Annotated in this window: 21 protein-coding genes, 4 tRNA genes and 1 pseudogene; 16 read left to right on the plus strand and 10 right to left on the minus strand. The window is 38.2% G+C overall.

Features of this window, described 5'->3' with window-relative positions:
• The 5 genes from A8M50_RS02600 to A8M50_RS02620 form a co-directional block, all read right to left on the minus strand.
• The coding region (locus tag A8M50_RS02600; protein ID WP_075564395.1) for a GTP-binding protein at nt 1-116 on the minus strand (116 nt) is incomplete at its 3' end.
• Between the two features lie 102 nt (nt 117-218).
• Nucleotides 219-294: transfer RNA gene (locus A8M50_RS02605), tRNA-Thr, on the minus strand.
• Between the two features lie 3 nt (nt 295-297).
• Nucleotides 298-372, minus strand: a tRNA-Gly gene (locus tag A8M50_RS02610).
• A gap of 42 nt (nt 373-414) precedes the next feature.
• Nucleotides 415-499, minus strand: a tRNA-Tyr gene (locus A8M50_RS02615).
• Nucleotides 500-528: 29 nt separating this feature from the next.
• Nucleotides 529-604, minus strand: a tRNA-Thr gene (locus tag A8M50_RS02620).
• 214 nt (nt 605-818) lie between these two features.
• Between A8M50_RS02620 and coaA the strand changes: the two genes are divergently transcribed.
• Complete coding sequence (coaA, locus tag A8M50_RS02625) at nt 819-1754, plus strand: type I pantothenate kinase (RefSeq protein WP_005646148.1); 936 nt, start codon at nt 819-821, stop codon at nt 1752-1754.
• A 90-nt stretch (nt 1755-1844) separates the two neighbouring features.
• On the opposite strand, the gene plsB is transcribed toward coaA, so the two are convergent.
• On the minus strand, nt 1845-4274 hold the full coding sequence (gene plsB / locus A8M50_RS02630) for a glycerol-3-phosphate 1-O-acyltransferase PlsB (protein ID WP_005646141.1): 2430 nt from the start codon (nt 4272-4274) through the stop codon (nt 1845-1847).
• A gap of 174 nt (nt 4275-4448) precedes the next feature.
• Between plsB and lexA the strand changes: the two genes are divergently transcribed.
• The 6 genes from lexA to A8M50_RS02660 all read left to right on the plus strand — a co-directional run bounded on the left by lexA (nt 4449) and on the right by A8M50_RS02660 (nt 12967).
• Nucleotides 4449-5072 carry a transcriptional repressor LexA gene (gene lexA, locus A8M50_RS02635; RefSeq protein ID WP_005632942.1) on the plus strand — a complete coding sequence of 208 codons (624 nt, stop codon included), beginning with the start codon at nt 4449-4451 and terminating at the stop codon, nt 5070-5072.
• Nucleotides 5073-5214: 142 nt separating this feature from the next.
• Complete coding sequence (dapF, locus tag A8M50_RS02640; protein ID WP_005646156.1) at nt 5215-6039, plus strand: diaminopimelate epimerase; 825 nt, start codon at nt 5215-5217, stop codon at nt 6037-6039.
• Nucleotides 6040-6169: 130 nt separating this feature from the next.
• Nucleotides 6170-10063, plus strand: a complete 3894-nt coding sequence (purL, locus tag A8M50_RS02645) for a phosphoribosylformylglycinamidine synthase (RefSeq protein ID WP_005646162.1) — start codon at nt 6170-6172, stop codon at nt 10061-10063.
• 202 nt (nt 10064-10265) lie between these two features.
• Nucleotides 10266-10895, plus strand: coding sequence for a YkgB family protein (locus A8M50_RS02650; RefSeq protein WP_005646193.1), 630 nt, complete (start codon nt 10266-10268; stop codon nt 10893-10895).
• A gap of 307 nt (nt 10896-11202) precedes the next feature.
• The gene (locus A8M50_RS02655) at nt 11203-12330 is read left to right on the plus strand and encodes a GmrSD restriction endonuclease domain-containing protein (protein ID WP_005646158.1); all 1128 of its coding nucleotides are present in this window, start codon (nt 11203-11205) and stop codon (nt 12328-12330) included.
• Complete coding sequence (locus A8M50_RS02660) at nt 12320-12967, plus strand: MAE_28990/MAE_18760 family HEPN-like nuclease (protein ID WP_005646145.1); 648 nt, start codon at nt 12320-12322, stop codon at nt 12965-12967. Before A8M50_RS02655 ends, A8M50_RS02660 begins: the two co-directional genes overlap by 11 nt.
• Here A8M50_RS02660 and A8M50_RS02665 read toward each other — a convergent pair.
• Complete coding sequence (locus A8M50_RS02665) at nt 12956-14215, minus strand: N-6 DNA methylase (protein WP_005646185.1); 1260 nt, start codon at nt 14213-14215, stop codon at nt 12956-12958. The two genes, A8M50_RS02660 and A8M50_RS02665, sit on opposite strands and share 12 nt — an antisense overlap.
• 255 nt (nt 14216-14470) lie before the next feature.
• Between A8M50_RS02665 and A8M50_RS02670 the strand changes: the two genes are divergently transcribed.
• The 4 genes and pseudogenes from A8M50_RS02670 to psiE all read left to right on the plus strand — a co-directional run bounded on the left by A8M50_RS02670 (nt 14471) and on the right by psiE (nt 15864).
• Nucleotides 14471-14734: a transposase gene (locus A8M50_RS02670; RefSeq protein WP_032826580.1), complete on the plus strand. Its 264-nt coding sequence runs from the start codon at nt 14471-14473 to the stop codon at nt 14732-14734.
• On the plus strand, nt 14731-15021 hold the full coding sequence (locus A8M50_RS02675; protein WP_005646171.1) for a hypothetical protein: 291 nt from the start codon (nt 14731-14733) through the stop codon (nt 15019-15021). The genes A8M50_RS02670 and A8M50_RS02675 overlap by 4 nt, the downstream gene beginning before the upstream one ends.
• Nucleotides 15022-15104: 83 nt before the next feature.
• Nucleotides 15105-15349: pseudogene (locus tag A8M50_RS02680) on the plus strand (transposase); the annotation flags it as partial.
• A gap of 95 nt (nt 15350-15444) precedes the next feature.
• Complete coding sequence (gene psiE / locus A8M50_RS02685) at nt 15445-15864, plus strand: phosphate-starvation-inducible protein PsiE (RefSeq protein WP_005646178.1); 420 nt, start codon at nt 15445-15447, stop codon at nt 15862-15864.
• A gap of 63 nt (nt 15865-15927) precedes the next feature.
• On the opposite strand, the gene A8M50_RS02690 is transcribed toward psiE, so the two are convergent.
• Together A8M50_RS02690 and A8M50_RS02695 are read right to left on the minus strand one after the other, a co-directional pair.
• Nucleotides 15928-17214, minus strand: a complete 1287-nt coding sequence (locus A8M50_RS02690; protein WP_005646151.1) for a heme biosynthesis protein HemY — start codon at nt 17212-17214, stop codon at nt 15928-15930.
• A gap of 9 nt (nt 17215-17223) precedes the next feature.
• Nucleotides 17224-18471, minus strand: a complete 1248-nt coding sequence (locus tag A8M50_RS02695) for a uroporphyrinogen-III C-methyltransferase (RefSeq protein WP_005646170.1) — start codon at nt 18469-18471, stop codon at nt 17224-17226.
• Nucleotides 18472-18917: 446 nt separating this feature from the next.
• On the opposite strand from A8M50_RS02695, the gene A8M50_RS02700 reads away from it, so the two are divergent.
• The 3 genes from A8M50_RS02700 to A8M50_RS02710 all read left to right on the plus strand — a co-directional run bounded on the left by A8M50_RS02700 (nt 18918) and on the right by A8M50_RS02710 (nt 23207).
• A complete protein-coding gene (locus tag A8M50_RS02700; protein ID WP_005646187.1) occupies nt 18918-21449 on the plus strand; it encodes a class I adenylate cyclase in 2532 nt (843 codons plus the stop codon).
• A gap of 129 nt (nt 21450-21578) precedes the next feature.
• Complete coding sequence (gene cysE / locus A8M50_RS02705; RefSeq protein WP_005646143.1) at nt 21579-22382, plus strand: serine O-acetyltransferase; 804 nt, start codon at nt 21579-21581, stop codon at nt 22380-22382.
• A gap of 9 nt (nt 22383-22391) precedes the next feature.
• On the plus strand, nt 22392-23207 hold the full coding sequence (locus A8M50_RS02710) for a shikimate 5-dehydrogenase (RefSeq protein WP_005646191.1): 816 nt from the start codon (nt 22392-22394) through the stop codon (nt 23205-23207).
• Between the two features lie 32 nt (nt 23208-23239).
• On the opposite strand, the gene lpxH is transcribed toward A8M50_RS02710, so the two are convergent.
• Entirely contained in the window at nt 23240-23953 is a 714-nt protein-coding gene (gene lpxH / locus A8M50_RS02715) for a UDP-2,3-diacylglucosamine diphosphatase (RefSeq protein WP_005646161.1), read from the minus strand.
• 85 nt (nt 23954-24038) lie between these two features.
• Here lpxH and A8M50_RS02720 point away from each other — a divergent pair, with 85 nt between their 5' ends.
• Both A8M50_RS02720 and A8M50_RS02725 read left to right on the plus strand, forming a co-directional pair.
• Complete coding sequence (locus A8M50_RS02720) at nt 24039-24761, plus strand: 1-acylglycerol-3-phosphate O-acyltransferase (RefSeq protein WP_005639054.1); 723 nt, start codon at nt 24039-24041, stop codon at nt 24759-24761.
• Between the two features lies 1 nt (nt 24762).
• Complete coding sequence (locus A8M50_RS02725) at nt 24763-26172, plus strand: multicopper oxidase domain-containing protein (protein WP_005646164.1); 1410 nt, start codon at nt 24763-24765, stop codon at nt 26170-26172.
• Nucleotides 26173-26211 lie beyond the last annotated feature (39 nt).

The raw sequence follows: 26211 nt of genomic DNA on the forward strand, positions 1-26211 counted from the left end.
TGTTTAGATAATACGGTTGTGATTGCTGCTGTTAAAGTTGTTTTACCGTGGTCAACGTGGCCGATTGTACCCACGTTTACGTGCGGTTTTGTACGTTCAAATTTTTCTTTAGACATTTAAAGAGTCCCTCTAAATAGACACGGTTATCGATGGGTAAATTAAACCACATTAACCAATAAAATTGTTTGCTATAATTGAAGGAAGAGAGAAATGAAGGATGGTGCTGATAGGCGGATTTGAACCGCCGACCTCACCCTTACCAAGGGTGCGCTCTACCAACTGAGCTATATCAGCGTTTGGAGCGGGCAGCGGGAATCGAACCCGCATCATTAGCTTGGAAGGCTAAGGTAATAGCCATTATACGATGCCCGCAAGTCCTAAATTCGTCTGTCCCATCAGGATTCATCTAAAAGATGGTGGAGGGAGAAGGATTCGAACCTTCGAAGGCTGAGCCAACAGATTTACAGTCTGCCCCCTTTGGCCGCTCGGGAACCCCTCCACGCTAAATGAATACTTGATACGAAGGAATGGTGCCGACTATCGGAATCGAACTGATGACCTACTGATTACAAGTCAGTTGCTCTACCTACTGAGCTAAGTCGGCGTGTCGTAAGCAAGTGAGGCGTATTATATGGAAAAAACTTTTCGTGACAAGTTTTTTTTCTAAAAAAATTATTTTTTTTGCGTGTTCGTTTAAATCACAAGCAAAAATGTGAATTTTTAACCAAATCTTATTAAATTTACTGAAAAACAAATGCGAACATGCTGGTTATAGAGTATATTTTTCTTCGTTTATTTAGCTATCAAATAAAATTATTGTGGAATTTTCAACTCAGCAAACACCTTTTTTAAGCTTTAATCGTGAACAATGGGCAGAACTTCGTAAATCCGTTCCATTAAAATTGACAGAACAGGATCTCAAACCACTATTAGGTTTTAATGAAGACCTTTCATTAGATGAAGTAAGTACGATTTACCTACCGTTAACTCGTCTTATTAACTATTACATTGATGAAAATTTACATCGCCAAACGGTGCTACATCGTTTTTTAGGCAGAAATAATGCCAAAACACCTTACATCATTAGTATTGCTGGCAGTGTTGCCGTGGGGAAAAGCACTTCAGCACGTATTCTACAATCTCTGCTTTCTCATTGGCTGACTGAAAGAAAAGTTGATCTCATCACAACAGACGGGTTTCTTTATCCATTAGACAAGCTTAAACAAGAGAATCTTTTACAAAAGAAAGGATTTCCCGTTTCTTATGACACACCGAAACTCATTCGCTTTTTAGCAGATGTAAAATCAGGTAAAAGCAATGTTACAGCACCAATCTACTCTCATTTAACATACGATATTATTCCCGATGAATTTGATGTGGTAGATAAACCCGATATTCTCATTTTAGAAGGATTAAATGTGCTTCAAACAGGCAATAACAAAACCAATCAAACCTTTGTGTCAGATTTTGTTGATTTCTCTATTTATGTCGATGCAGAAGAAAAATTACTGAAAGAATGGTACATCAAACGCTTTTTAAAATTCCGAGAAAGTGCATTTAATGATCCTAATTCTTACTTTAAACATTACGCAAGCTTATCAAAAGAAGAGGCTGTTGCGACGGCAAGTAAAATTTGGGATGAAATTAACGGGTTAAACCTCAATCAAAACATTCTTCCAACCCGTGAGCGAGCAAATTTAATTCTAACAAAAGGTGAAAACCATCAGGTAGAGTTAGTTAAATTGAGAAAATAGCTCAAAAGTGCGGTAAAAATTCACCGCACTTCTTATATAGCTAATATAAAAAAGGAGCATCAAATGATGCTCCTAAAATTTAAATCTAACTTAAGCGTGCTCTTCCGCTTTTTCAACCGTTCCTTTGACCGTCAAACAAATTTCCGTTGAGATCAAATGAGAAAGCGTTGACGCAAAATATTCTATTTTCTCAAGATTGCCATTGCCTGATTCATCAAAATAACCTTGCTCTTTCAAATTCGCAATGAACATAGAGAAGACGGCTTTATCAAAGAACTCTGGCGCGTTAATACCATGCAATACAGATAAACGCTGTGCGACAAGTTGACTTTCTTTTTCCAGTTCTGCACGTGAAATATCTGGTTGTTTTTGCAAAATTGTCACTGTGATGTAATAACGTTGCAAGATTTCACGCATTCCCGCAGACCAAAGTTGTAAAATACGCACTTTTAACTTATTGATAGATAAGAAATTATCATTAGAGTTAATCACCTGTTGGCGCGCAAATTCATCAATAATTTGGTGAATTTGAGTTTTTAACTCTTCTTCACTAAAGTGCAAGAATAACTCTCCTTTTAAGAACGGATAAATCTTGCCAACAGCTTCGACTAATAAATCTTTTTGAATCGCCTCATAATGCAAAATAATGCTTGCAACTAAAGATGGCAATACAAATAAGTGTTGTATGTTATTGCGGTAGTAAGTCATCAACACGGCTGATGCGCGTTCCAAACGTACAATTTCCCCAAAGTTATCTTTTTCAACTAACACGCCAACACGATCAAGCGTTAATACATGATTTAACATCATTTCAGGCGTAGCCGTTGGCAAGACAACATCTGCGGAATAAGGCACGTTTTGTAATAATTGTTGGTAACTCGCCAGTTGTTCCAAAAGTTGCTCACGAGAAAGTGCACGCTGACGAGAAGACAATAATGCCGTCCCAACTAAATTCATTGCATTCACCGCAGCAGCTTTATTAATGTTCACCATCACTTGTTTTGATACAGAATCAACTGCAGGAGCAAACCATTGTGGTTTTTCTTCGTGATTTTGCTCTTTCCAATCAGGGAAGTGTTGATTCAAGTAGTTGGAAAGCGTAATTGGCTCACCAAAATTCACAAAACCTTGACCAAGATTGCGTAATTTTTTAATTACTCGAATAACCAAACCTGCATTTTCTTTTTCTTTCGCCGCGCCACGCAATTCTTTTGCGTAAGTATCTACTTCTAATACATGCTCATAGCCCACATAAACTGGAACAACAGAAATTGGACGAGTTTGATTATGTTGCAACGCTTGAAGAGTCATCGACATCATGCCTGTTTTTGGCGCAAGTAAACGACCAGTACGCGAACGCCCCCCCTCAATAAAATATTCTACCGAATAACCACGATGGAATAACTCTGATAAATATTCGCGGAAGATTGCAGAATATAATCTGTTTCCTTTAAAAGTACGGCGAATAAAGAATGCCCCCCAACTACGGAACATTCTACCTACAGGCCAGAAATTTAAATTAATTCCTGCTGCGATATGCGGCGGAACAAGCCCTTGATGATAAAGCACATAAGAAAGCAATAAATAGTCGATATGACTACGGTGGCAAGGCACATAAACAATCTCATGACCTTCAAGTGCTAATTTACGTACGCGATCTGCATTTTGCACATCAATACCAGAATAAAGTTTATTCCAAAGCCAACGTAAAAAACGATCCGCGGCTCGCAAACTTGAATGGCTTACATCTGCAGCGATTTCATCCAAAATCTTATGTGCTTCTTTTTGTGCTTTTTCAATACTGATATTTTTCGATTTTGCTTCATCTTCAATTGCGCGTTGAATTGCTTCTGATTGCAATAATTTATTAAACATAGCTTGGCGATTCGGTAAACGAGGACCTGTGGCAGAAATGCGCTGTTTAGCAAAATGCATTTTTGCAACTCGAGCCAGCTTTTGCGCAATTTTTTCATCAGAGCCATGCTCATTCACCATATAACGTAATGAAACGGCTTGAGAAAAACGTACAAAAGTATCACGTCCAAACCAAATAGCAGCAAAAGTTTTTTGCATGCCATTTAACAAACGCAAGTTAGGCAAACCGGATTTATCTTCATGCCCTGGAGAACGCCCCCAAAGAACAGAGACCGGAATAAGTTGGACATCTAAACTCTCAGAAGTGCGGTGTAATTCGAGGTATTTATTGAAGATCGTGGTGGTTTCATCTTTCGCACCTTTCGATTTAAAAATACGACGTCCCTCATCTAAATACACATAACGAGGCAACTTCACTCCATCAATTTGATTTTTCTCAGCAGGATCAGGCAAACCTAGCGCCAAACAATTTCGACGGAAAATAACGAAATCGGTTTGAGAGGTATAAGGCAAAACATAAACAACAGGTTGGTGAATATTGAGGGAAAGCTCTTCTATTGGATTGGCTGGAATTGGATTATTTTTCACTAATACTGACAGAGGCAAGCTCAATAATTGACGATACATATTTACAAAATTTGCCATGATAAATTTTCTCTTTGTTGTAAATTTGAAATATTTTAACACATCCGATCTCAACCGCTTTAAAAAATTTAGTGACAGAATGTGACCTAATACACAGATTTAAAAAATAACGGTTGCAACTTCACGCAATCTGTATACAATACCAGTTATCTGTATTTAAAAACAGGAGTGTATATGAGACCATTAACAGCACGCCAACAAGAAGTGTTGGATTTATTAAAACGTCATTTAGAAACAACAGGCATGCCACCAACACGAGCCGAAATCTCTCGAGAATTAGGCTTTAAATCACCCAATGCGGCAGAAGAACATTTAAAAGCGCTTTCACGCAAAGGTGCGATTGAAATTATTCCTGGCGCATCTCGCGGTATCCGCATTTTAGACAATAGCGCAAATGAAGAATTTGATGGTTTACCACTTGTGGGCCGCGTAGCGGCTGGAGAACCTATTCTTGCAGAACAACATATCGAAGCAACTTATCGCGTAGATGCCGATATGTTTAAACCACAAGCAGATTTCTTACTCAAAGTTTATGGTCAATCCATGAAAGACATTGGTATCTTAGATGGTGATTTATTAGCTGTACATAGCACCAAGGATGTACGTAATGGACAAATTGTCGTTGCCCGTATTGAAGATGAAGTGACGGTAAAACGCCTTGAGAAAAAAGGTTCTATCATTTATCTACACGCAGAAAATGAAGAATTTGATCCAATCGTAGTAAATCTTGAAGAACAAGAAAACTTTGAGATTGAAGGCATTGCAGTAGGGATCATTCGCAATAATGCTTGGATGTAATCTGAGTAAATTAGCGAATAAAGTGCGGTAAAAATTTCCTGTGTTTTACCGCACTTTTCTTAATCTAAAATTCTGAATTTGCCATTCTTTTTACCGCTCTCTATAATGCAATCAATCTTGAATTTAAATAAAGGATGGAAAAATGCAGTTTTCCAAAATGCACGGATTAGGCAACGATTTTGTTGTGGTTGACGGTGTTACTCAAAATGTTTTTTTCACATCAGAAACCATTCAACGCTTAGCTGATCGCCACCGTGGAATTGGTTTTGATCAGCTTTTGCTTGTTGAACCACCTTATGATCCTGAACTCGACTTTCATTATCGCATTTTCAATGCCGATGGAAGTGAAGTTTCGCAATGCGGAAATGGTGCCCGCTGTTTTGCTCGTTTTGTGACATTAAAAGGGCTAACTAACAAAAAAGACATTGCGGTTAGCACACAAAAAGGCAATATGGTTCTAACGGTAAAAGACGATAACCAAATTCGTGTGAATATGGGTGAACCTATTTGGGAGCCAGCAAAAATTCCATTTACCGCAAATAAATTCGAGAAAAATTACATTCTGCGCACGGACATTCAAACCGTCTTATGTGGTGCCGTTTCAATGGGCAATCCTCATTGTGTTGTACAAGTAGATGATATTCAAACAGCAAATGTTGAACAGCTCGGTCCCTTGCTAGAAAGTCACGAACGCTTTCCCGAACGTGTCAATGCTGGTTTTATGCAAATCATCAATAAAGAGCATATTAAACTTAGAGTTTATGAACGTGGTGCAGGAGAAACGCAAGCCTGTGGAAGTGGCGCTTGTGCGGCTGTTGCAGTTGGAATTATGCAAGGTTTATTGAACAATCGAGTTCAAGTCGATTTGCCGGGCGGTTCATTAATCATTGAATGGAATGGCGTTGGTCATCCACTTTATATGACTGGCGAAGCGACCCATGTATATGACGGTTTTATAACCCTTTAATCTTCTTATCCCCATCAAATTCTTAAAGATGGGGATTTTATTCCTCATAAACGCAAACGTTTTCGTTTCTAGAAATATCCTTTATAATAGCCCGCGATTTTTACCTCAAACACAACTCAAAGGTACCCGTATGTTTCAAACTTTTCGTGGCTCACCCGCCCTTTCTGAATTCCGTATTCAAGGTTTAATGCAAAAATTCCAACAAAATCAATTACCAGTAAAATCGGTTTATGCGGAATATTTGCATTTTGTGGAATTAAATCGACCGCTTGTTAGCGAGCGGGAAGCAAAACTAAAAGCATTGTTACATTATGGCCCAACCTTGCCAGAACACGATGCCAAAGGCGAAACTTTTATCGTGATTCCGCGCGTTGGTACGATTTCTTCTTGGTCTTCTAAAGCGACCGATATTGCGCATAACTGTGGTTTAAGTGAAGTGGCGCGTATTGAGCGTGGTTTGGCGTATTATTTTGAGTTAAGCCAACCGTTTGATGAAAAAACAACAGAAAAATTGACTGCACTTTTACACGACAGAATGATGGAAACGGTGGTGCGCAATCCAGAAGATGCTGAGATTTTATTCCGTCATCAAGATCCGAAACCGTTTAAAACAGTGGATATTTTGAAAGGTGGACGTGAAGCCTTGGTCACAGCCAACGTAGAATTAGGCTTAGCACTGGCAGAAGATGAAATTGATTATTTGGTGGAAAACTTCACCCAATTAGGGCGCAATCCGCACGATATTGAACTTTATATGTTCGCGCAAGCCAACTCTGAGCACTGCCGTCATAAAATCTTTAATGCGGATTGGATTATTGATGGCAAAAAACAGGATAAATCCCTGTTTAAGATGATTAAAAATACCTTTGAGAAAACCCCTGATTTCGTACTTTCTGCGTATAAAGATAATGCTGCGGTGATGGAAGGCTCAAAAGTCGGCCGTTTCTTTGCGGATCAAGATGGGCAATATCGCTATCACAATGAAGATGCACATATCTTAATGAAAGTGGAAACCCACAACCACCCAACCGCAATTTCGCCATTCCCAGGGGCGGCAACAGGTTCGGGCGGTGAGATTCGTGATGAGGGTGCAACGGGTCGTGGTGCAAAACCAAAAGCTGGTTTAACCGGTTTTTCCGTATCAAACCTTGTCATTCCAAACTTTGAACAACCTTGGGAAAATCCACTTTCCAAACCAAACCGTATTGCTTCAGCCTTAGATATTATGATTGAAGGTCCATTAGGTGGCGCAGCATTTAACAATGAATTTGGTCGACCTGCGTTATTGGGTTATTTCCGTACCTATGAAGAGAAAGTCAACAGCTTCAACGGCGAAGAAGTGCGTGGTTATCACAAACCGATTATGTTAGCAGGCGGTATCGGTAATATTCGTGGCGAACACGTTCAAAAAGGCGAAATACCAGTGGGTGCGAAATTGATCGTATTGGGCGGCCCTGCTATGAATATTGGCTTAGGCGGAGGTGCTGCTTCTTCTATGGACAGCGGGAAATCAAAAGAAAATCTAGATTTTGCCTCTGTTCAACGTGAAAACCCAGAAATGGAACGCCGCTGCCAAGAGGTGATTGATCGCTGCTGGCAATTAGGTGATGAAAACCCAATTCTCTTTATTCACGACGTGGGCGCGGGTGGTTTATCTAATGCCATGCCTGAATTGGTGCACGATGGCGAACGTGGCGGTAAATTTGATTTACGCTCAATTCTTTGCGATGAAAAAGGCATGTCACCATTAGAAATTTGGTGTAACGAATCACAAGAACGTTATGTCTTAGCCGTTGCGCCAGAAAAACTCGAATTATTTACCGCACTTTGTGAACGTGAGCGTGCACCGTTTTCGGTCATTGGTGAGGCAACGGAAGAGAAACATTTAACCTTGCACGATAGTCATTTCGACAATAACCCAATTGATTTGCCAATGAATGTGTTATTAGGCAAAACCCCGAAAATGACGCGCGAGGTTTCGTCAAAAACTGTCGAAAATCGACCGCTTGCAACAGAAAATATTCAATTAAAAGAAGCTTTCCATCGCGTATTACGCTTACCGGTGGTGGCAGAAAAAACTTTCTTAATCACCATTGGCGACCGTTCGGTAACTGGTATGGTGGCGCGCGATCAAATGGTTGGCCCATGGCAAATTCCCGTGTCTGATGTGGCCGTCACAACCGCATCATTAGACAGCTATCACGGCGAAGCCATGGCAATGGGCGAACGTGCACCAGTAGCGTTATTAGACTTTGGTGCTTCTGCACGTTTAGCGGTGGCTGAATCTATCACTAATATTGCGGGCACCAATATTGGCGATATTAAACGCATCAAACTTTCTGCAAACTGGATGTCTGCAGCGGGTCATGGCGGTGAAGATGCAGGCTTATATGAAGCCGTGAAAGCGGTAGGTGAAGAACTTTGCCCGGCGTTAGGTATTACCATTCCAGTGGGTAAAGACTCCATGTCGATGAAAACCACCTGGGAAGAAAATGGCGAGAAAAAATCCGTAACAGCTCCGCTTTCTTTAGTGATTTCATCTTTTGCGCGCGTGGAAGATGTCCGCAAAACAGTGACACCTCAATTACGCACAGACAAAGGTGCAAGCCGTTTATTGTTGATTGATTTAGGCGAAAGAAAAAATCGCTTAGGTGCGACCGCACTTGCGCAAGTGTATAAACAATTAGGTGACAAACCAGCCGATGTGGTGAACGTAACCAAACTGAAAAACTTCTTTGATGCAATACAAGCATTAGTAGCAGAGCGTAAATTATTGGCTTACCACGACCGTTCAGATGGTGGTTTAATTACCACCCTTGCAGAAATGGCGTTTGCGGGTAACTGTGGCGTGGATGTGGATATTTCTGCATTAGGCGACAATGATTTAGCCGTGTTATTCAATGAAGAATTGGGCGCAGTGATTCAAGTCTCTGAAAACGAATTAAGCGCAGTGCGTGAGGTATTAAAAGCCCATGACTTGCTTGGCTTAACTTATGAATTAGGTTCTGTCACCACAGAAGATCGTTTTGAAATCACGCGTGGTAGCAAAAAACTATTAAGCGAAAAACGCTCTGAATTACGCGGTATTTGGGCAGAGCTCACTCACCAAATGCAACGCTTACGCGATAACCCAGAATGTGCCGACCAAGAATTTGAAGCGAAAAAAGCAACAGATAACAAAGGTTTATCTGCTCACTTAACCTATGATGTGAATGAAGATATTGCTGCGCCTTACATCAGCAAAGGCGTGAAACCAAAAGTAGCCGTATTGCGTGAACAAGGTGTAAACAGCCATGTTGAAATGGCAGCGGCTTTTGACCGTGCAGGCTTTGCAGCGATTGATGTTCACATGAGTGATTTAATGGCAGGTCGTTACAACTTAAACGACTTTAATGCGATGGTGGCCTGTGGTGGCTTCTCTTACGGTGACGTATTGGGCGCAGGTGGCGGCTGGGCGAAATCCATTTTATTTAACCCACAATTACGCGATCAATTCAGCCAATTCTTCGCCAATGAAAACACCCTTTCATTAGGCGTATGTAACGGCTGTCAATTTATCTCCACCCTGGCAGAAATCATCCCTGGTGCAGGAAATTGGCCACGTTTCGTGCGTAATAAGTCAGAACGCTTTGAAGCACGTGCCGCGATGGTGAAAATCAACGACACCAACTCATTGTGGTTTAAAGGCATGGCTGGCTCACATATGCCGATAGCCGTTTCCCATGGTGAGGGGCGCGTAGAATTCAAAACACCTGAGAATTTGACCGCACTTCAAGCCCAAAACTTGATTGTGGCGCAATATATCGACAGCCATTTAAATGTGACTGAAACCTATCCAGCTAACCCAAATGGTTCGGCATTAGGCATTACCGCAATTTCTAACGTCGATGGTCGTATTGCTGCAATGATGCCACACCCTGAGCGTGTATTCCGTGCCGTGAGCAACTCATGGTACCCAGAAGATTGGTCTGAAGACGGCGCTTGGATGCGAATTTTCAGAAATGCGAGAATGAATTTCAAATAATGTGAAATTGATCACGGAAAATTAATTAAAAATAAGAGATACTAAGAAATTGGTATCTCTTTTTTATTGCATAAATTTTAGCAATAAAAAAATGCCAACAATATTAGCAACTAATATTGTTAATGATTTATATAAATATTTTATATAAAAATTCTTGGGCATTATGCCCGTTATATCCATTGAACTATATAAGGAGTTCTTAATGAGTAGTTTAGTTACATTGCTAGCTAATATTGTTGCGCCATTGCAACGTCAATTTATTAACTTTATCCGCATTGCGATTTGTGTTGTGATGGTTTGGATTGGAGGTTTAAAAGTTTGCCAATATGAGGCAGATGGTATCGCACACTTTGTGTCAAATAGTCCTTTCTTAAGCTTCCTTTACAAAAACGGTGCAAATGAAGTGACAAATGATAAGGGTGTTTTAGTGAAAGAATATACCTTATATAAAAACCCTGAAGGCAAAATGGTCGCAAAAAATATCGAATGGCATAAAGCCAACGGCACCTATACCGCTTCTTATATTATTGGCGCAATCATTGTGACAATTGGTATTTTAGTATTAGCGGGGATTTGGTCTCCAACATTAGGTTTATTTGGAGGCTTGCTCACCTTTGGCATGTCGATAGTCACGCTGTCGTTCCTGATATTTACGCCAGAAACCTGGGTGCCTAATTTAGGTGGGGACTTCCCAACACCTAATTATGGCTTCCCATATCTCTCAGGTGCTGGCCGACTCGTGATTAAAGATATTATTATGATGGCAGGCGGCTTAGTTGCTGCAGCTGAATGTGCGAAACGCTATTTAGAGAATAAAAAGCAGTTTGCTTAATTGCGTTATTTTTAAAGGCTTGCTGAGGTGAGCAGTAAGCCTTTTCTGTCATTAAGATATAAAAATTTAGTAATAAAGAAATGGTTAATAATTAGGGTAGTAAAAATCCTACTTAAAACTTAACTTATCCAAGCTTTACATGTTAAAATGTTGCGCCTTGAATTTGCTGATTAAATTTTAAATGAGCGGATTTGCTAATATTCTAAGATATATTTTTTAATATAATATAATATAGCATTACGAATGATAATAAAATTTTAATGTGTAAAATATTATATATCGAAATTTAAATTTATGGTTAATAAATATGAGTGAGCTTTTAGAGAGTCAAGTAAAAGAAGCAAGATTAACAGTATCTACAGATGGATATTCAATGTCTATTGGTGAGCTAGTAAACTTGTATGATGACAATGAACTAAATATACATCCAGAATTCCAAAGAATATATAGATGGAACGATTATCAAAAAAGTAAATTTATTGAATCAATTTTACTTGGCATCCCTCTTCCATCAATATTTGTCGCACAAAATTCAGAGGGTATTTGGGAGGTTGTAGATGGATTACAAAGATTATCCACAATTTTCCAATTCATGGGAAAGCTTAAGGATGAGAATGGAGAGTTATTGCCTTGCTTGAAATTATACTCAACAAAATATCTTACGGAATTAAAGGATATAAAATGGAAAAATGAAGATGGTTCGAAAGAGCTCACTAATGCCTTAAAATTAGATTTTAAAAGAGCAAGAATGGATATAAAAATCGTAGAAAGAATTTCTGATCCTGATACTAAGTTCGAATTATTTCAAAGGTTAAATACAGGTGGAAGCGAATTAAAACCACAAGAAATTAGAAATTGTGTACTGTTAATGATTAATAAAGATATCTTTAACGTTATTAAAGAATGTTCTGAGAATAATAATTTTAGAGACACCTTACCAATTTCAGAAAGAAAAGAAAATGAGAGTTACTATTCAGAGTTAACTCTACGTTTCTTTGTACAAAGACATTTTTGTTTAGATAATCCAGAATCTTATAATTACGCTAATGAATACCTAGATAATGAATTAATTAGATTATTCTCTAAAAGTAGTAATTTTGACGCAGATAAAGAGAAGGTGGTTTTTTGTAAGACATTTGAGTTATTAAGTCGGGCTTTAGGTGAGGATTGCTTCAAGAAATATCAACGTCCCGGTGATAAATATAAAGGCGGGGTGTCTCTACCTGTCTTTGAAGTTATTTCAACTGCAACATCTAGATTGGTAGAGAAAAGCTTGAATGATGACACTATTATTAATTTTATAATAAATAAATCTAAAACCCTCCCTGAAATTCCTGAATTTATTGAATCGTTAAGAGCAAATAATACAAGACCAATAGAAAGAACAATTAATATGTTAAAATTAAGTGAGAGTTTCTCTAAAAATGAAAATTAGAGATAAGTCGGAATGTATTGATTATATTGATCAAGATATTGCATGGAGAAAAAAAGAAATAACCACGCTAATATTCTTGATTGAAAAGGCTAGAGGCCATGAGAAGATTATTCTGATGAAATCAGCATTGATATTATTTTATTCTCACTGGGAAGGGCATATAAAAAATTGCTCTATCGCGTATTTAAACTTTCTGAATAATCAAGGTTTAAGATATTGTAAACTTAAGGAGAATTTCTATTATCTTTCGCTCAGTGAAGAGTTTCGATGTGGTTTTTCAATTTCAAAAATACAACATCAAATTAAGTTATATCAGCATATGTCTGAAATATCTAATAAGACGTTTAAGGTTAAAGAAGGAAGTATCATCGATACGTCTTCTAATCTTAAGTATGATGTTCTTAACACAATTCTGTTGCAATTAGGGTTTGATTCAAGTGTATTTAATCAAAAAGAGAATTTTATTAATGAAATTCTCTTAGGTTATCGAAATGCAATTGCACATGGTGAGTTACGAGACTGCAAGAGCATTGAAAATGCATATCGTGAAGTAAAAGACACGCTACTACCTTTAATAGAAGCTTTCAGAACTCTTGTTTCTAATGCTGTTACATTGTCTTCTTATCTAATCAAATAACGGGAGAGATTTAATCGCCCCAACTGTTAAGTGCCTTGCGCGTATCTGCTCGTTAAGAAATTGATTTATTTCGGGCTTGACGAGAATTTTTAATAATTTTTTACAACTTTGTAATGTTCGATCTTTAGGTATTACTACAATCATGTGATTTTCCACAGCAATTGGTTGGCTTAAATTAATTAATGTAGCTGCCGCTCTAAATTTATCTGATGGGCTTGATGTTCTTTTAATCAATATACAAGGTGGAGTAATAGTTTTTCCTTTAAATGCTCTAAACTCTGAGATGGCAGTAATAACCTCCCAAGTTTTGCAGTTTTTGGGATGAAAATACGGGTAAACCTCACCCTCTTGCTTGTCCCTATAAGCAACAAGCGGTCCTATGCACACATCATACTCCGCAGAAAGTTTTTTTCCTCTAAATTTAGGTTCTGAAACCCATTCAATAGGACATGAATTTTTTAATTTTTTGCCCGAAAGAATAAATACATCCACATCCGCAGAGCTGGAGAACACTCCCCAAATTTTAGTTTTTCCTAGAAGCATCGTAGAGACAAATGCTCTGAAATGATTGAATCGCGGACCTGAACGCAATATATCTGGTAGAATAGCTACAATATTAGTGTTTTCTGGAATTATTCTTAGATAATAGTCAAAAAAGATCGCAGCAGAATTTGTCTTTCCTTTTTTCCAATAATCGCGCTTTGGTGATTGAGTTATCACGAAAGGTGGATTCATAAATAAGTGCGTTATATTTTTAACATCTAGTTTTGAAATGGTTAATGCGTCTCGTAATTCAATATTATTTAAATATGATATTGCCTCTTCAATACTGCAGTCTTTTTTTACTCCTCTATACAATGCTTCAAGTATAATTCTTAGTTTAGTAAGTTCAATAAAATCAGCTTGAATATCGAATCCCCTCAATACACAATTCCATTGCTTCAACGTATCAGATAATAAAAAACATACATCTAATTGACGAGAGCTTTCAATCAATAGGCTGCCTATGCCACAGTTTGGGTCAAGTACAACGGATTCAGTAGTAATCGTAGATTCGAATTGTGTAATGGCTTCAGTAGCTAGAGACTGTTCCGTAAAAAAAGCCCCTGTATTTTTGAGATGCACATTTGGTAATATTGTTCTAATATTGTTGTTGGTTGCCTTAGTATTGTATTGTTCAAATAATATTTTTATGTTGCAATTATTGTTTTCAATAGCTTCTTTAAGTGCTTTAATATAGGTTTTCATATAACTAATTGGGGAAGTACTTTTTTGTTACTATACAAGATTTTTAATCTTTGGTCTGCTGTATTTTAAACCCCACGATAGCGCGCGTCTCCCTACGCGTAGGGAGACGCGCGCCAGCGTTATTCCGGCAGTATAGAATGTGCTATCTCTATTTATAGAAATTAATTTTGTTTTGCGATCTGAGTTCCAAGATGAGTGTTTTATTGTTGAATTTATATTTTCTGCTAATTATGTTGTCTACTTTTGAGGTGTGTGATGAGTAGAAAATATAAATTTAATAATAAAGAAGGAATCTATTTTGTTAGTTTTGCAACCGTATATTGGATTGATGTTTTTATTCGAGAATCCTATTTTGAACTGATGATTCAAGCGTTATCATTCTTTCGAAAAGAGCGTGGAATGCTGATTTATGGATATTGCATAATGCCTAGCCATGTTCATTTATTATTTCAAGCTAAAAAAGAGAATCCATCGACGCTGATAAGAGATTTAAAAAATTTACAGCAACGAATCTGGTGAATTTAATTCGTGATAATCAACAAGAAAGCCATAAAGAATGGTTGTTGTGGATGTTCAAAAGGGCAGGAACAAAAAACTCCAATGTCACTCACTATCAATTCTGGCAACACCACAATCAACCCATCGAAATTCATTCCGATAAATTTTTCAACGAAAAGCTAGAGTACATTCATCAAAATCTGATGGTGAGCGGATTTGTGTCTGAGCCGCAGGATTGGAAATATAGCAGTGCGAAAAATTATTGGCAAGCGGTTAATCCTGTTTTAGACATTGATGTTCTTAGCTAAAAGCGCGGTGAAAAATCCAAACGTTTTTTCACCGCACTTTGATCCCCCCAAAAAAACCAGACACCTAATTTGAGGTGCAGATTATGTCCTACTCTTATGAATTTCGTTTGAAAATTGTCAAACTCGTCACCGAACAGGATTATGGTATCCGTGAGGTGGCTAAAATTCATAAAATTTCCCACGCTCTCGTCATTTATTGGCTAAAAGCATTTCGGCAAAGAGGGGGGATGGCGTGAAATCTCCTTATACAACCCTTCAAACATCGAAAATAGTGAAGCCAAATATGAAAAAGAAAGAAATTGAAATCCTAAAAACAATAGACTTTTCTAATTCCACCACACTTTATTTTTCCAAATAACTTTGACCAACTTTACAATCTTGCATTAGAATACGAGCCTTTAATTTTTGCTGTAAGGAATAGAAATGGAAGAATATCCAGAATTAGAAAAATTGCCACGAATTATTACTGGTGTATTGAAAATCGTGCTTTGCACGGCATTGATTGCGTTGGCGATTGTACTCATCATTGCCCTTGGAAAAATCACTTATACTTTAGCGATGATGGTGCTTAATACTTCTACCGTTGTGCCTTATGATGTAGCTGAACAAGCAGTGATGTTTTTCTTATATTTCGGGTTTATTGGCTTGATTGTGCAGTATTTTAAAAGCGGCTATCACTTCCCTTTGCGCTATTTTATTTATGCAGGGATCACCGCGATGTTGCGTTTAATCATTGTTAATCATGAAAGCTCGGTGGATACCATCTTATTTGCAGGCGCAATTTTGATTATGGTGATCGCACTCTGTTTGGTGTTATATTCTAATAAACTGAAAAATATATAGTTTTAGATTCAAAGCAACAAAAAACGCACTTCACTTGAAGTGCGTTTTGTCTTTTTAGTTGAGCTATTCAGATTTGCTTTCTAAAAGTGCGGTTGAATTTTCTTCTGTTTTTTCTTCCGCACTTTCTAGAGCAACATCTTGAATTGCCATCACTGATTTCAAACTCTCTTGGCGAACTTGCTCAGCTAATGCTTTATCACCCGCTTGTTCAAATACATAAGATGCCATCATCAAATCATTTGGCTCTAACTGTTCAGGACAAGCCATCACGTTTTTGAATACGTCTGCTGCTTTAGAAAATTCATTGTTACGAACATATAAATAACCCAAAGCACGATTGATACAGCATTTTTGTTTCTCATCTGCACGTTTTGCACGTTTTTCGATTAGCTTGAGAAGTTTACTGTTATCTTCTGGTTGTAAACGTGTAATTTGAGAACAAAGTTCTTTGCTAATGCTAGTGTTATCACCAATTTTCTTCAATACTTCAACAGTAAATTCTGATGCTGACTCATGATCATTACAATCAATTAAACGCTGAATTAAACCCACTTTGAGATCAATATTATTACGACGACTACGAGACTGAGCATCCCACCATTCAAGTAAACCATCTACGCCTTCTTCATTCATTTTCTCATCGAGCAAACCATTTTCTGTTTGAGAACGAAGATCTTTGAACTCTTCAGCACTAAATAAACCGCTATTTTCAACCCCGTCTAGAATCTTATCGAGGGCTTGATAAGCCTTAGAACGAAGATAAATTTCTACCGCCAGTTTTAACACTTCTTTATTGCGACCAGCCATTTCTAGCAAGCTATCCACAGAACTGCGCGCTGCCGGCAATTTGTTTTGTTGCAATAAAATACGCGTGCGGGCAATTTCCACCAGCAAATTATCTGAGCCAGCTAATTCAGTGGCTTCAATTAAATAGCGATTTGCACTAAATTCATCACCACGTTGTTGTGCTGCTTCAGCTGCTTTAATGAGGTTTAACACAGGCTCAGCAGAATGTTTGGCATTCTTACCAATCAATTTTTCTGCTTTGGCGTAATCCCCTTCATTCATCTTCATTAAACCTTCAAGGGTTTGTTTCTGCGCTCTTACACGTTTACGGCTAGAAAACCAATTATAAGAACCGCGACTTAAACGTAGAAAACGCGTTACAATCCATTCCAAACCATAAATAATCGCTAAAGCAATCACGAAGAAAATTACTAATGTCGTAATCGACATTTCAACGATATTATTTGTTGTTTCAATACGAACATAGCCTTGCTGACCAGAAAGATAAGGCCCTGCAATCAACCCAGCAAGCAATGCTAGCATTAAAAAAAGCACTCTAAACATAGGCTATCCTTATTTTTGTGGCTCAGCTTTTGCCGGTTGAGATTCTTGTTTTTCTGGTGCTGATGCTTCTGTTGCTGCACCTTCAGCTTTAGGCATAGTTTCAATGCCTTTATCCGCTTCAATTTCTACCTTTTGAACATCTAACGGCGCACGATTGAGATATTTATCAAGCAAGGTCAAACTTTTTAATTGCTCTGGCACATCGACATAAATAGAAGAATCAGCCAGCTCATCTACTGATTTTAAGAAATTTTGCGTCACTTCTGCATTCGTATCAAAATAGCTACGAACCCAAGAAGCAACCGCATCTAAAGATTGTTTATAAAGTTCATCTTGCTGGCGTGGCACGGCCATAATAGCAAGTTGTAAACGTAAACGGATGTTCTCACGAAGATAAATATCTTGGTTTGGTGCAAGCAATTCTTTTTTATCCGCAGTTTGTTTTGACGAAATACGAATGAAGTGATTTAGGAAAGAAGTTGCGCTCTTTTCCACATTTTGCTGCCAATCTGCAATATCATCAGATAATTTACCGCTCTTTTCTGGCGCTTCATCAAAATTCACATTCAACGCTTGTAACTCATCCACAGTATTGGCAAGCAGTGAAAGTCTTTGCATTACTGCATTTTGGTCTACGCTTGAAAGTGAAAGAAGTTGTTTTAAATCTTGGTTGATTGCAGTACGAATCGCATTTGCTTGTGAATTGTTTACCTTAACGAGAGTTTCATCAGCCAATTTTAATAAAGAAATAGCTGTATCAACATCGTTATCTAAAACAAGTTTACGTAAGGCGTTATTTAACAAGAAATCTGCTTCAGAAAATAACCAGTCACTCGGTTGTTGTGCACCAGCCAGTTGACTAACTTGTTTTACTTGAGCTTGTAACGTAGCAATTTCGCTTGTTTTGCCTGCAACTAATTGCTCAAGTTGCTCGACTTTATCTTGTGCGGTTTTTAAGCCTTGTTCTAATTGTGTAACCTGTCCACTATTATCAGACACTGGGGCAGAAACAGCTACACCACTTTGGCTTTCAAGTGCGGTTAATTTTTGATGAATTTCAGCTACTTGTTGCTGACCAAAATAATAACCAGCCCCACCCACACCTAGCGCAATGAGAATCGCCAATAAACTCAATGCTGTGCCCGTTTTTTTCACAATAGTTTGTGGAACAGGCTGCATCGTTTCAGTTTTTTCAACCACCGTTTCCGGCGTATCACCAACTTGTTCAGTGATGTCGTTAGATTGATCTTTTGCCATATCAATTCCTTAATAAGTCAGATTGAGTAAGGTATTCAATAAATTCAAATTATTGCCCTTTAGGAAAATCACAATATTTTTCCCTTAGGCTTATTTTTAAAATCTGTAATGCGTTCGCTTTGACAAGAAAAATACGGAGCGGTTCTTCCACCAACTGTAAAGAAATGTAAATCTTTACATTAGTGAAATTAAGTAATTTACGCAATGAAATTGAGGGTTATCCTATCACTCTTAGGTTAAAAAGTCATTTTGATTGTTGATATAAGAAACACCTCAGATATGAGAAATTGAATTAAAAATAAGATTTTTAGTCATTTATTTTGATTTCTGATGATTTAAAGTCTCTGATTCTTCAAAAACTGTGATTTGCATCACAATTTTTTGCATTTATACTCCCTAAGTGGTAAATTGTTCGCCAATTTTTGTTGTTCTGGTAGGGACACCGCGTGGAATGTAATCTAGTACAAGCAAAACAATGGGTTAGCGCCTTGGATCAACGCCGTTTTGAGCGTGCATTACAAGGTTCCGGCGATGCATTCCAACACGTTTTAGCGGTTGTTCCTTTACTTTTACATCTAAACCATCCACAACTTCCAGGCTATGTCATTCACGCACCCTCTGGCATTGCAAGTTTTCTCGCATCTGATTATCAAAAAAAATGGCTCACCAATGAATACGGTATCCACTATGCCGATCATAAGCCTTCAACACTCAAAAGTGCGGTAAATTTTCACGAAGTTTTGCCACCAATTCTAGGCGTTTATTTAATGGGTAGCTTTGGCTCAATAAGTCAAACCGCTTCTTCAGATCTTGATACTTGGATTTGTGTCCGAGACGACTTAACTCCGGATGAACACGCTCTTCTTATCCAAAAAACTAAACGGATTAGTGAATGGGCAATGCAATTTAATGTGGAAATTAATTTTTATTTGATGGATCAACAACGTTTCCGTAATGAACATTATGCTGACCCACTGACTATTGAAAATAGTGGCTCTGCGCAATATATGTTATTGCTTGATGAGTTCTATCGCTCCGCCGTACGTTTAGCGGGTAAACCTCTACTTTGGTTGCATTTATGGGTGGAAAATGAAAAAGAGTATGAAAAAGAGGTGGCGCGTTTAATTACTGAAGGGGAAATTGATCCAAATGATTGGGTAGATTTCGGCGGTTTAGGACAATTTTCTGCAAACGAATATTTCGGTGCCAGCTTATGGCATCTTTATAAAGGGATTGATTCGCCTTATAAATCTGTGCTCAAAATTTTGTTGTTGGAAGCCTATTCCAAGGAGTACCCAAACACTTGCTTAATTGCCCGTACTTTTAAGCGAGATTTACTTGCAGGCAACACCAATCCTGATCACCATTTTGATCCTTACATTGCCATTCTTGCCAAAGTAACCCGATATTTAACCGCACTTTCTGAATTTAAACGTTTGGATTTTGTGCGCCGTTGTTTCTATGTGAAAGCAACAGAAGATCTTGCGCTTTACCAAGCCAATAATTGGCGTGTTCGTTACATGGAAATCCTTGCTCATGAATGGAAATGGTCTGCTGAAACGGTGAAACACCTTAATAAACGTCCATTTTGGAAAATTAAAGCGGTCAAAGAAAGCCATGATAACGTGGTGAAATTTTTAATGTTGAGTTACCGCAATTTAGTGGAATTTGCTCGAAAGCATCATATTCACTCGAGCGTCGTACCACAAGATATCAACATTCTTTCTCGCAAACTTTATACTGCTTTTGAAGAACTTCCCGGCAAAGTATCCTTGCTCAACACACAGATATCTCACAATTTATCAGAAGCACACCTGACTTTTGTGGAAGTTCGAGGCAATAAACATTTTAAAGATGGCTGGTACCTTATCAATCAACCAACGCACCATATTATGTTCTCTAAAGAACGAGTCATTGAATATGGGGAAAGCCTCAATAAATTAGTCTCTTGGGCATATTTTAATCATCTGCTAACGGAAAAAACGGGGCTTGCCATTTTTAGTAAGAATGTGACTTTAAGTACATTACAACGCTTTGTCACTAACTTGCGTCAATCTTTTCCAAGCACAATCGCCAAACAACCTAAAAACAGTGATTTGTTGAATCAATGCGAAATTCGTAGCTTATTTATTGCCATAAATCTCACCACCGATCCAACATCCAAAGTAGAAGAAGTGTTAACCGGTATTTCATCGCGAGATTTATTTAGTTTTGGATCGCTCGAACAAAGCCTTGTGGGCAGTATCGATTTTACTTATCGCAACGTGTGGAACGAAATCCGAACGCTCCATTTTGAAGGGCAAAATGCTATTTTGCTTGCGCTAAAAGTACTTTCTAACAAAATTTATCGTGGCGTTAATCGCCCTGATTCCATCCAAGTCTATTGTTATAGTGAACGTTATCGTCAAGATTTACGCCAATTAGTGATGGGATTAGTAAATCGATGCGTTAGCATCCAAGTAGGCGATATTCAACAACCTTGCCAAACATCGCGCTTACGCGTAGCGGGTAAAAACTGGCAATTATTTTTTGAAGATCGCGGGATTAGCTTACAAGAAATCGGAAATGAATCGGTCTGTAATGAAGCTGAAAGTGCGGTAGATTTTGACGAAGTTTTACAAACACCAATTGAAGATGGCGAGACAAACCAAGAAAGTCGTCGCTATCCACCAGAAATGGATGCCTTCGCAAGTGAAGGATTCCTACAATTCTTTTTTGAAGATAATTCCGATCACAGCTTCAATGTTTATATTTTAGATGAATCTAATCGTCTCGAAATCTATCGCCACTGCGATGGTGAAAAAGATGAAAAAGTGCGGGAGATTAATCAACTTTATCAAAATGCCAAACAGGAAGGCGATAAAAATCCTTACAATATCGTTCAACGTAATTTTAACTACCCTCAATTTTATCAACTAAAAAATGGAAAAAATGGCGTATCCATTGTGTCGTTCAAATTCCGCCCAATGAATAAGTAATATCCTCGTTAGAAATTATTTCTAGCCTGTTTCACTTTTGTTTTTAATAGATCTTTCCGTGCATACACAAATTCAGCTATGATTAACATATGTAAACGTGTAGTCTGAAAGCAGGCAACAGGAGGAAAAATGACATTAGATGTGTGGCAACATATTCGCCAAGAAGCCAAAGAACTTGCCGAAAACGAACCTATGCTTGCGAGTTTTTTTCATTCTACGATTTTAAAACATCAAAATCTGGGCGGTGCGCTAAGTTATTTATTGGCGAATAAATTAGCCAATCCTATTATGCCCGCCATTTCTCTCCGAGAAATTATTGAGGAAGCCTATCAAGCTAATCCTTCGATCATTGATTGTGCTGCTTGCGATATTCAAGCTGTCCGCCACCGAGATCCCGCTGTGGAATTATGGTCCACCCCATTGCTTTATTTAAAAGGTTTCCATGCGATTCAAAGCTATCGAATCACCCATTATTTATGGAATCAAAATCGTAAATCCCTTGCTCTTTATTTACAAAACCAAATTTCAGTAGCTTTCGATGTCGATATTCATCCCGCAGCGAAAATTGGCCACGGAATCATGTTCGACCATGCAACAGGTATTGTTGTAGGGGAAACATCTATAATTGAAAATGATGTCTCAATTTTGCAAGGGGTAACGCTTGGCGGTACGGGAAAAGAATCAGGCGATCGTCATCCAAAAGTACGCGAGGGTGTTATGATTGGAGCGGGTGCAAAAATTCTCGGCAATATTGAAGTGGGAAAATACGCCAAAATTGGCGCAAATTCTGTTGTGCTTCACCCCGTACCTGAATATGCCACCGCAGCGGGTGTACCTGCTCGCATTGTGAGTCAAGATAAAGCAGCAAAACCTGCTTTTGATATGAACCAATATTTTATCGGTATTGATGATGGCATGAATTTAAATATTTAAGGAAATAAAATGATTAATAAAGATACCCAACTCTGTATGTCTTTATCTGGTCGTCCAGGCAATTTCGGTACCACCTTTCACAATTACTTGTACGATAAGCTAGGATTAAATTTCATTTATAAAGCATTCACCACGCAAGATATTGAACACGCAATCAAAGGCGTGCGAGCATTAGGTATTCGTGGTTGTGCAGTTTCAATGCCATTCAAAGAAGCTTGTATGCCATTTTTAGATGAAATTCATCCATCAGCACAAGCCATTGAATCCGTAAACACAATAGTGAACGATAATGGCTTTTTGCGTGCATATAACACTGATTACATTGCCATCGTAAAATTAATTGAAAAATATCACTTAAATAAAAATGCTAAAGTCATTGTTCATGGCAGTGGTGGTATGGCAAAAGCCGTTGTGGCTGCCTTTAAAAATTCAGGTTTTGAGAAGTTAAAAATTTACGCACGCAACGTAAAAACAGGCCAATATCTCGCCGCACTTTATGGCTATGAATACATTGATTCTTTAGAAGAGCAGAAGGCTGACATTTTAGTTAATGTTACGCCAATCGGCATGAAAGGGAGCAAGGAAGAAATGGATTTAGCCTTTCCAAAAGCACTCATTGATAATGCTAGTATCGCGTTTGATGTAGTGGCTATTCCTGCTGAAACACCCTTTATTCGTTATGCTCAATCACAAGGAAAACAAACCATTTCTGGCGCAGAAGTGATTGTACTTCAGGCTGTAGAACAATTTGAGCTTTATACACATCAACGCCCAAGCGATGAATTAATAGAAGAAGCTGCGACGTTTGCTCGAACAAAATCTTAACATCAAAAGTGCGGTGATTTTTCACCGCACTTCTAATCTTTAATAAAACCAAATTCTCCGCTTTCATCCATTTTTAAAATTGACGCGTAATTTTTTCGCCAATCCCCTAATACAATTCGGGTAAATCCTTCTTGTTGATGAATCGCCTCACGGTGTGTGTGTCCGTGAATTAATAAATTTACACCAAACTCTTGTACTTTTTCTTTCGTGAAGGCTTGATTTACATCCATGATTTCCTGTGATTTGGCTTGTTTATCTTGATTACTCTTTGCCCGAATTTTCTCCGCAATTGTCACCCGCACTTTTAATGGCAAGCACAAAAACAAACGCTGCAACCATTTTTGATGAACTCTGCGGCGAAATTGTTGGTAAGCCTCATCATCAATACAAAGCGTATCGCCATGACAAAGTAAGATTTTTTTATCATAAAGTGTAATCAATTGATAATCAGGTAAAAGCTGAGCTCCCGTTTCTTTTGAAAAACGTTCGCCAATCAAGAAATCACGGTTGCCGTGCTGAAAATAACATTGCACACCTTGCTCGCTTACCGATTTAATTAAATCTTTAACTTGTCGAATCAATGCAGATTGCTCGTCATCACCAATCCAAAAATCAAAAAGATCACCCAAAATGTAAAGCCGTTCAGCCTGTGGGGCAAGATTCTGCATAAAATCAACAAAAAGCTCGGTCAATTCAGGCCGATTTTCGCTTAGATGCAAATCAGAAATAAAATAGCTATGTTTCATAAAAATTCCACGATTTTTGTTTAGATTAGCACATATTGATATTGAATTTGCTATACTTTAACGAAATTTTGTATAGGGCATCCTCATGTTAAAACTACTTCGAATTTTCCTCGTATTAATCTGCTGTATTCTAATTTGTGTACTGGGTACGATTTATTCTTTTATCCGCTTTAAAAATCCAAGTAACGTAGGCATTGTTGCACGTTGGTTTGGACGCTTATATCCACTTTTTGGCTTAAAAGTAGAACATCGTATTCCTCAAAATCAAGAGCAGATTGGACGCGCGATTTATATCGGTAATCACCAAAACAATTATGATATGGTGACAATCTCTTATATGGTGCAACCTCGCACAGTGAGTGTGGGTAAAAAAAGTTTAATTTGGATTCCCTTCTTCGGCATTCTATATTGGGTAACGGGCAATATTTTCTTGGATAGAGAAAACCGCACAAAAGCACACAGTACAATGTCTCAGCTCGCACGACGAATTAATGAAGATAATTTATCTATTTGGATGTTCCCAGAAGGCACTCGCAGTCGTGGCCGCGGTTTATTACCTTTTAAAACGGGTGCATTCCATGCGGCGATTTCAGCAGGTGTGCCTATTATTCCTGTGGTTTGCTCAACCACGCATAATAAAATTAATTTAAATCGTTGGGATAATGGCAAAGTAATTTGCGAAATAATGGAGCCAATTGATGTTTCAGGCTATACCAAAGACAACGTTCGAGATCTTGCGGCTTATTGTCACGATCTAATGGAAAAACGCATTGCCGAACTTGATGAAGAGATAGCAAAAGGAAACTAAAATGCCACGCCTTTCCCGCCGTCAATTATTAAAAACAGCTGCGATTTCTACCGCACTTTCCACAGTGCCCGCACCATTGTTAGCGGCAAGCCGTGAAAAATTAGTTGTGCCGCCACTAATTGAAGTTCGTCGCGGTCGCCCGATTGTATTAACAATGCAGGAAATGAATTACCCCCTAGATGGCTCACACAATGTGACAGTATGGGGATTCAACGGTAATTATCTTGGCCCAACCATTAAAATCAAATCAGGTAGCTTTGCCAAACTTAATTATCATAACAATTTGCCACAATCAGTTGCCTTATCTATTCAAGGCTTACAAGCATCAGGTGAACTGTTTGGTGGAGCGGCTAGAATACTAAAAAAAGGCGAGTCTTGGGCACCCATCGTGCCTATTGAACAACCTGCAGCAAGCTGTTGGTATCATTCCGCGACATTAGCTAACTCAGCCTATCAAACCTATCGTGGCTTAGCTGGAATGTGGTTGATTGAAGATGAGCAAAGCCTAAAAGCTAATCTTCCCAATAAATACGGCGTTGATGACATTCCATTGATTTTACAAGATATGGAATTTAATAATGATGGTCTCCAATTATTCAAACAAAATCAACCGCACTTTGTAGGCAATCGCTTATTAGTAAATGGTATTGAAGCACCATATTTAGATGTCGCACGAGGTTGGGTTCGTTTACGTTTGCTCAATGCCTCATTAGCGCGTGCTTATGATTTACGCTTGGATAATGATCAAGAAATTCTGCTTATTGCACAAGATTTAGGTTTCTTACCAAAAACTAAATCAGTCAAATCTTTGGTTCTCTCGCCAGGAGAACGTGCAGAAATACTCGTTAATATGAATGAAATTGACAACGTATCTCTCATTAGCGGAAGTAAACGTGGCTTGTACGACAAAATGAAAAATATGTTGATCTCAAGCGATGAGCTCGCTGATAACACTGTCCTTGAATTGCGAGCCAAGGGAGAAATGTCAGCATTTAATAAACAACCGAATCTCACTTTCGAAACGGATGCGCCAGCGATGTTACAACAAGCCGTTGCACAAACTAGAGAATTTAATATTGATGTCACAAACGGTTTAATTAACCAAAGGCGTTTTGACCCACGCAAAGTTGATGTAATAGCCCGAAAAGGAACAATTGAACGCTGGATTTTAAATGCAAGTTTACCTGTTGGATTTACTATTCAAGGTGCCAAATTTGTGGTGGAAAGCCAAGGAGAACATCAATTCCAAGCTGAAGAATTAGCTTGGAAAGATACAGTTTGGGTAAAAAACAAAACTCAAATTTTAGTGAAATTTGATCAAGCATCTTCTGGCAACTATCCATTCTTATTTGGGGTATCGAATTTAATGCTAGAAGATATGGGATGCATTGGCGTACTGATGGTACAATAGCTTCAACAATCCCAAAACACCATGAATTTTAATCATTCA

It is taken from the genome of Haemophilus haemolyticus, assembly GCF_001679045.1.
GTDB classification, from domain to species: Bacteria; Pseudomonadota; Gammaproteobacteria; order Enterobacterales; family Pasteurellaceae; genus Haemophilus; species Haemophilus haemolyticus.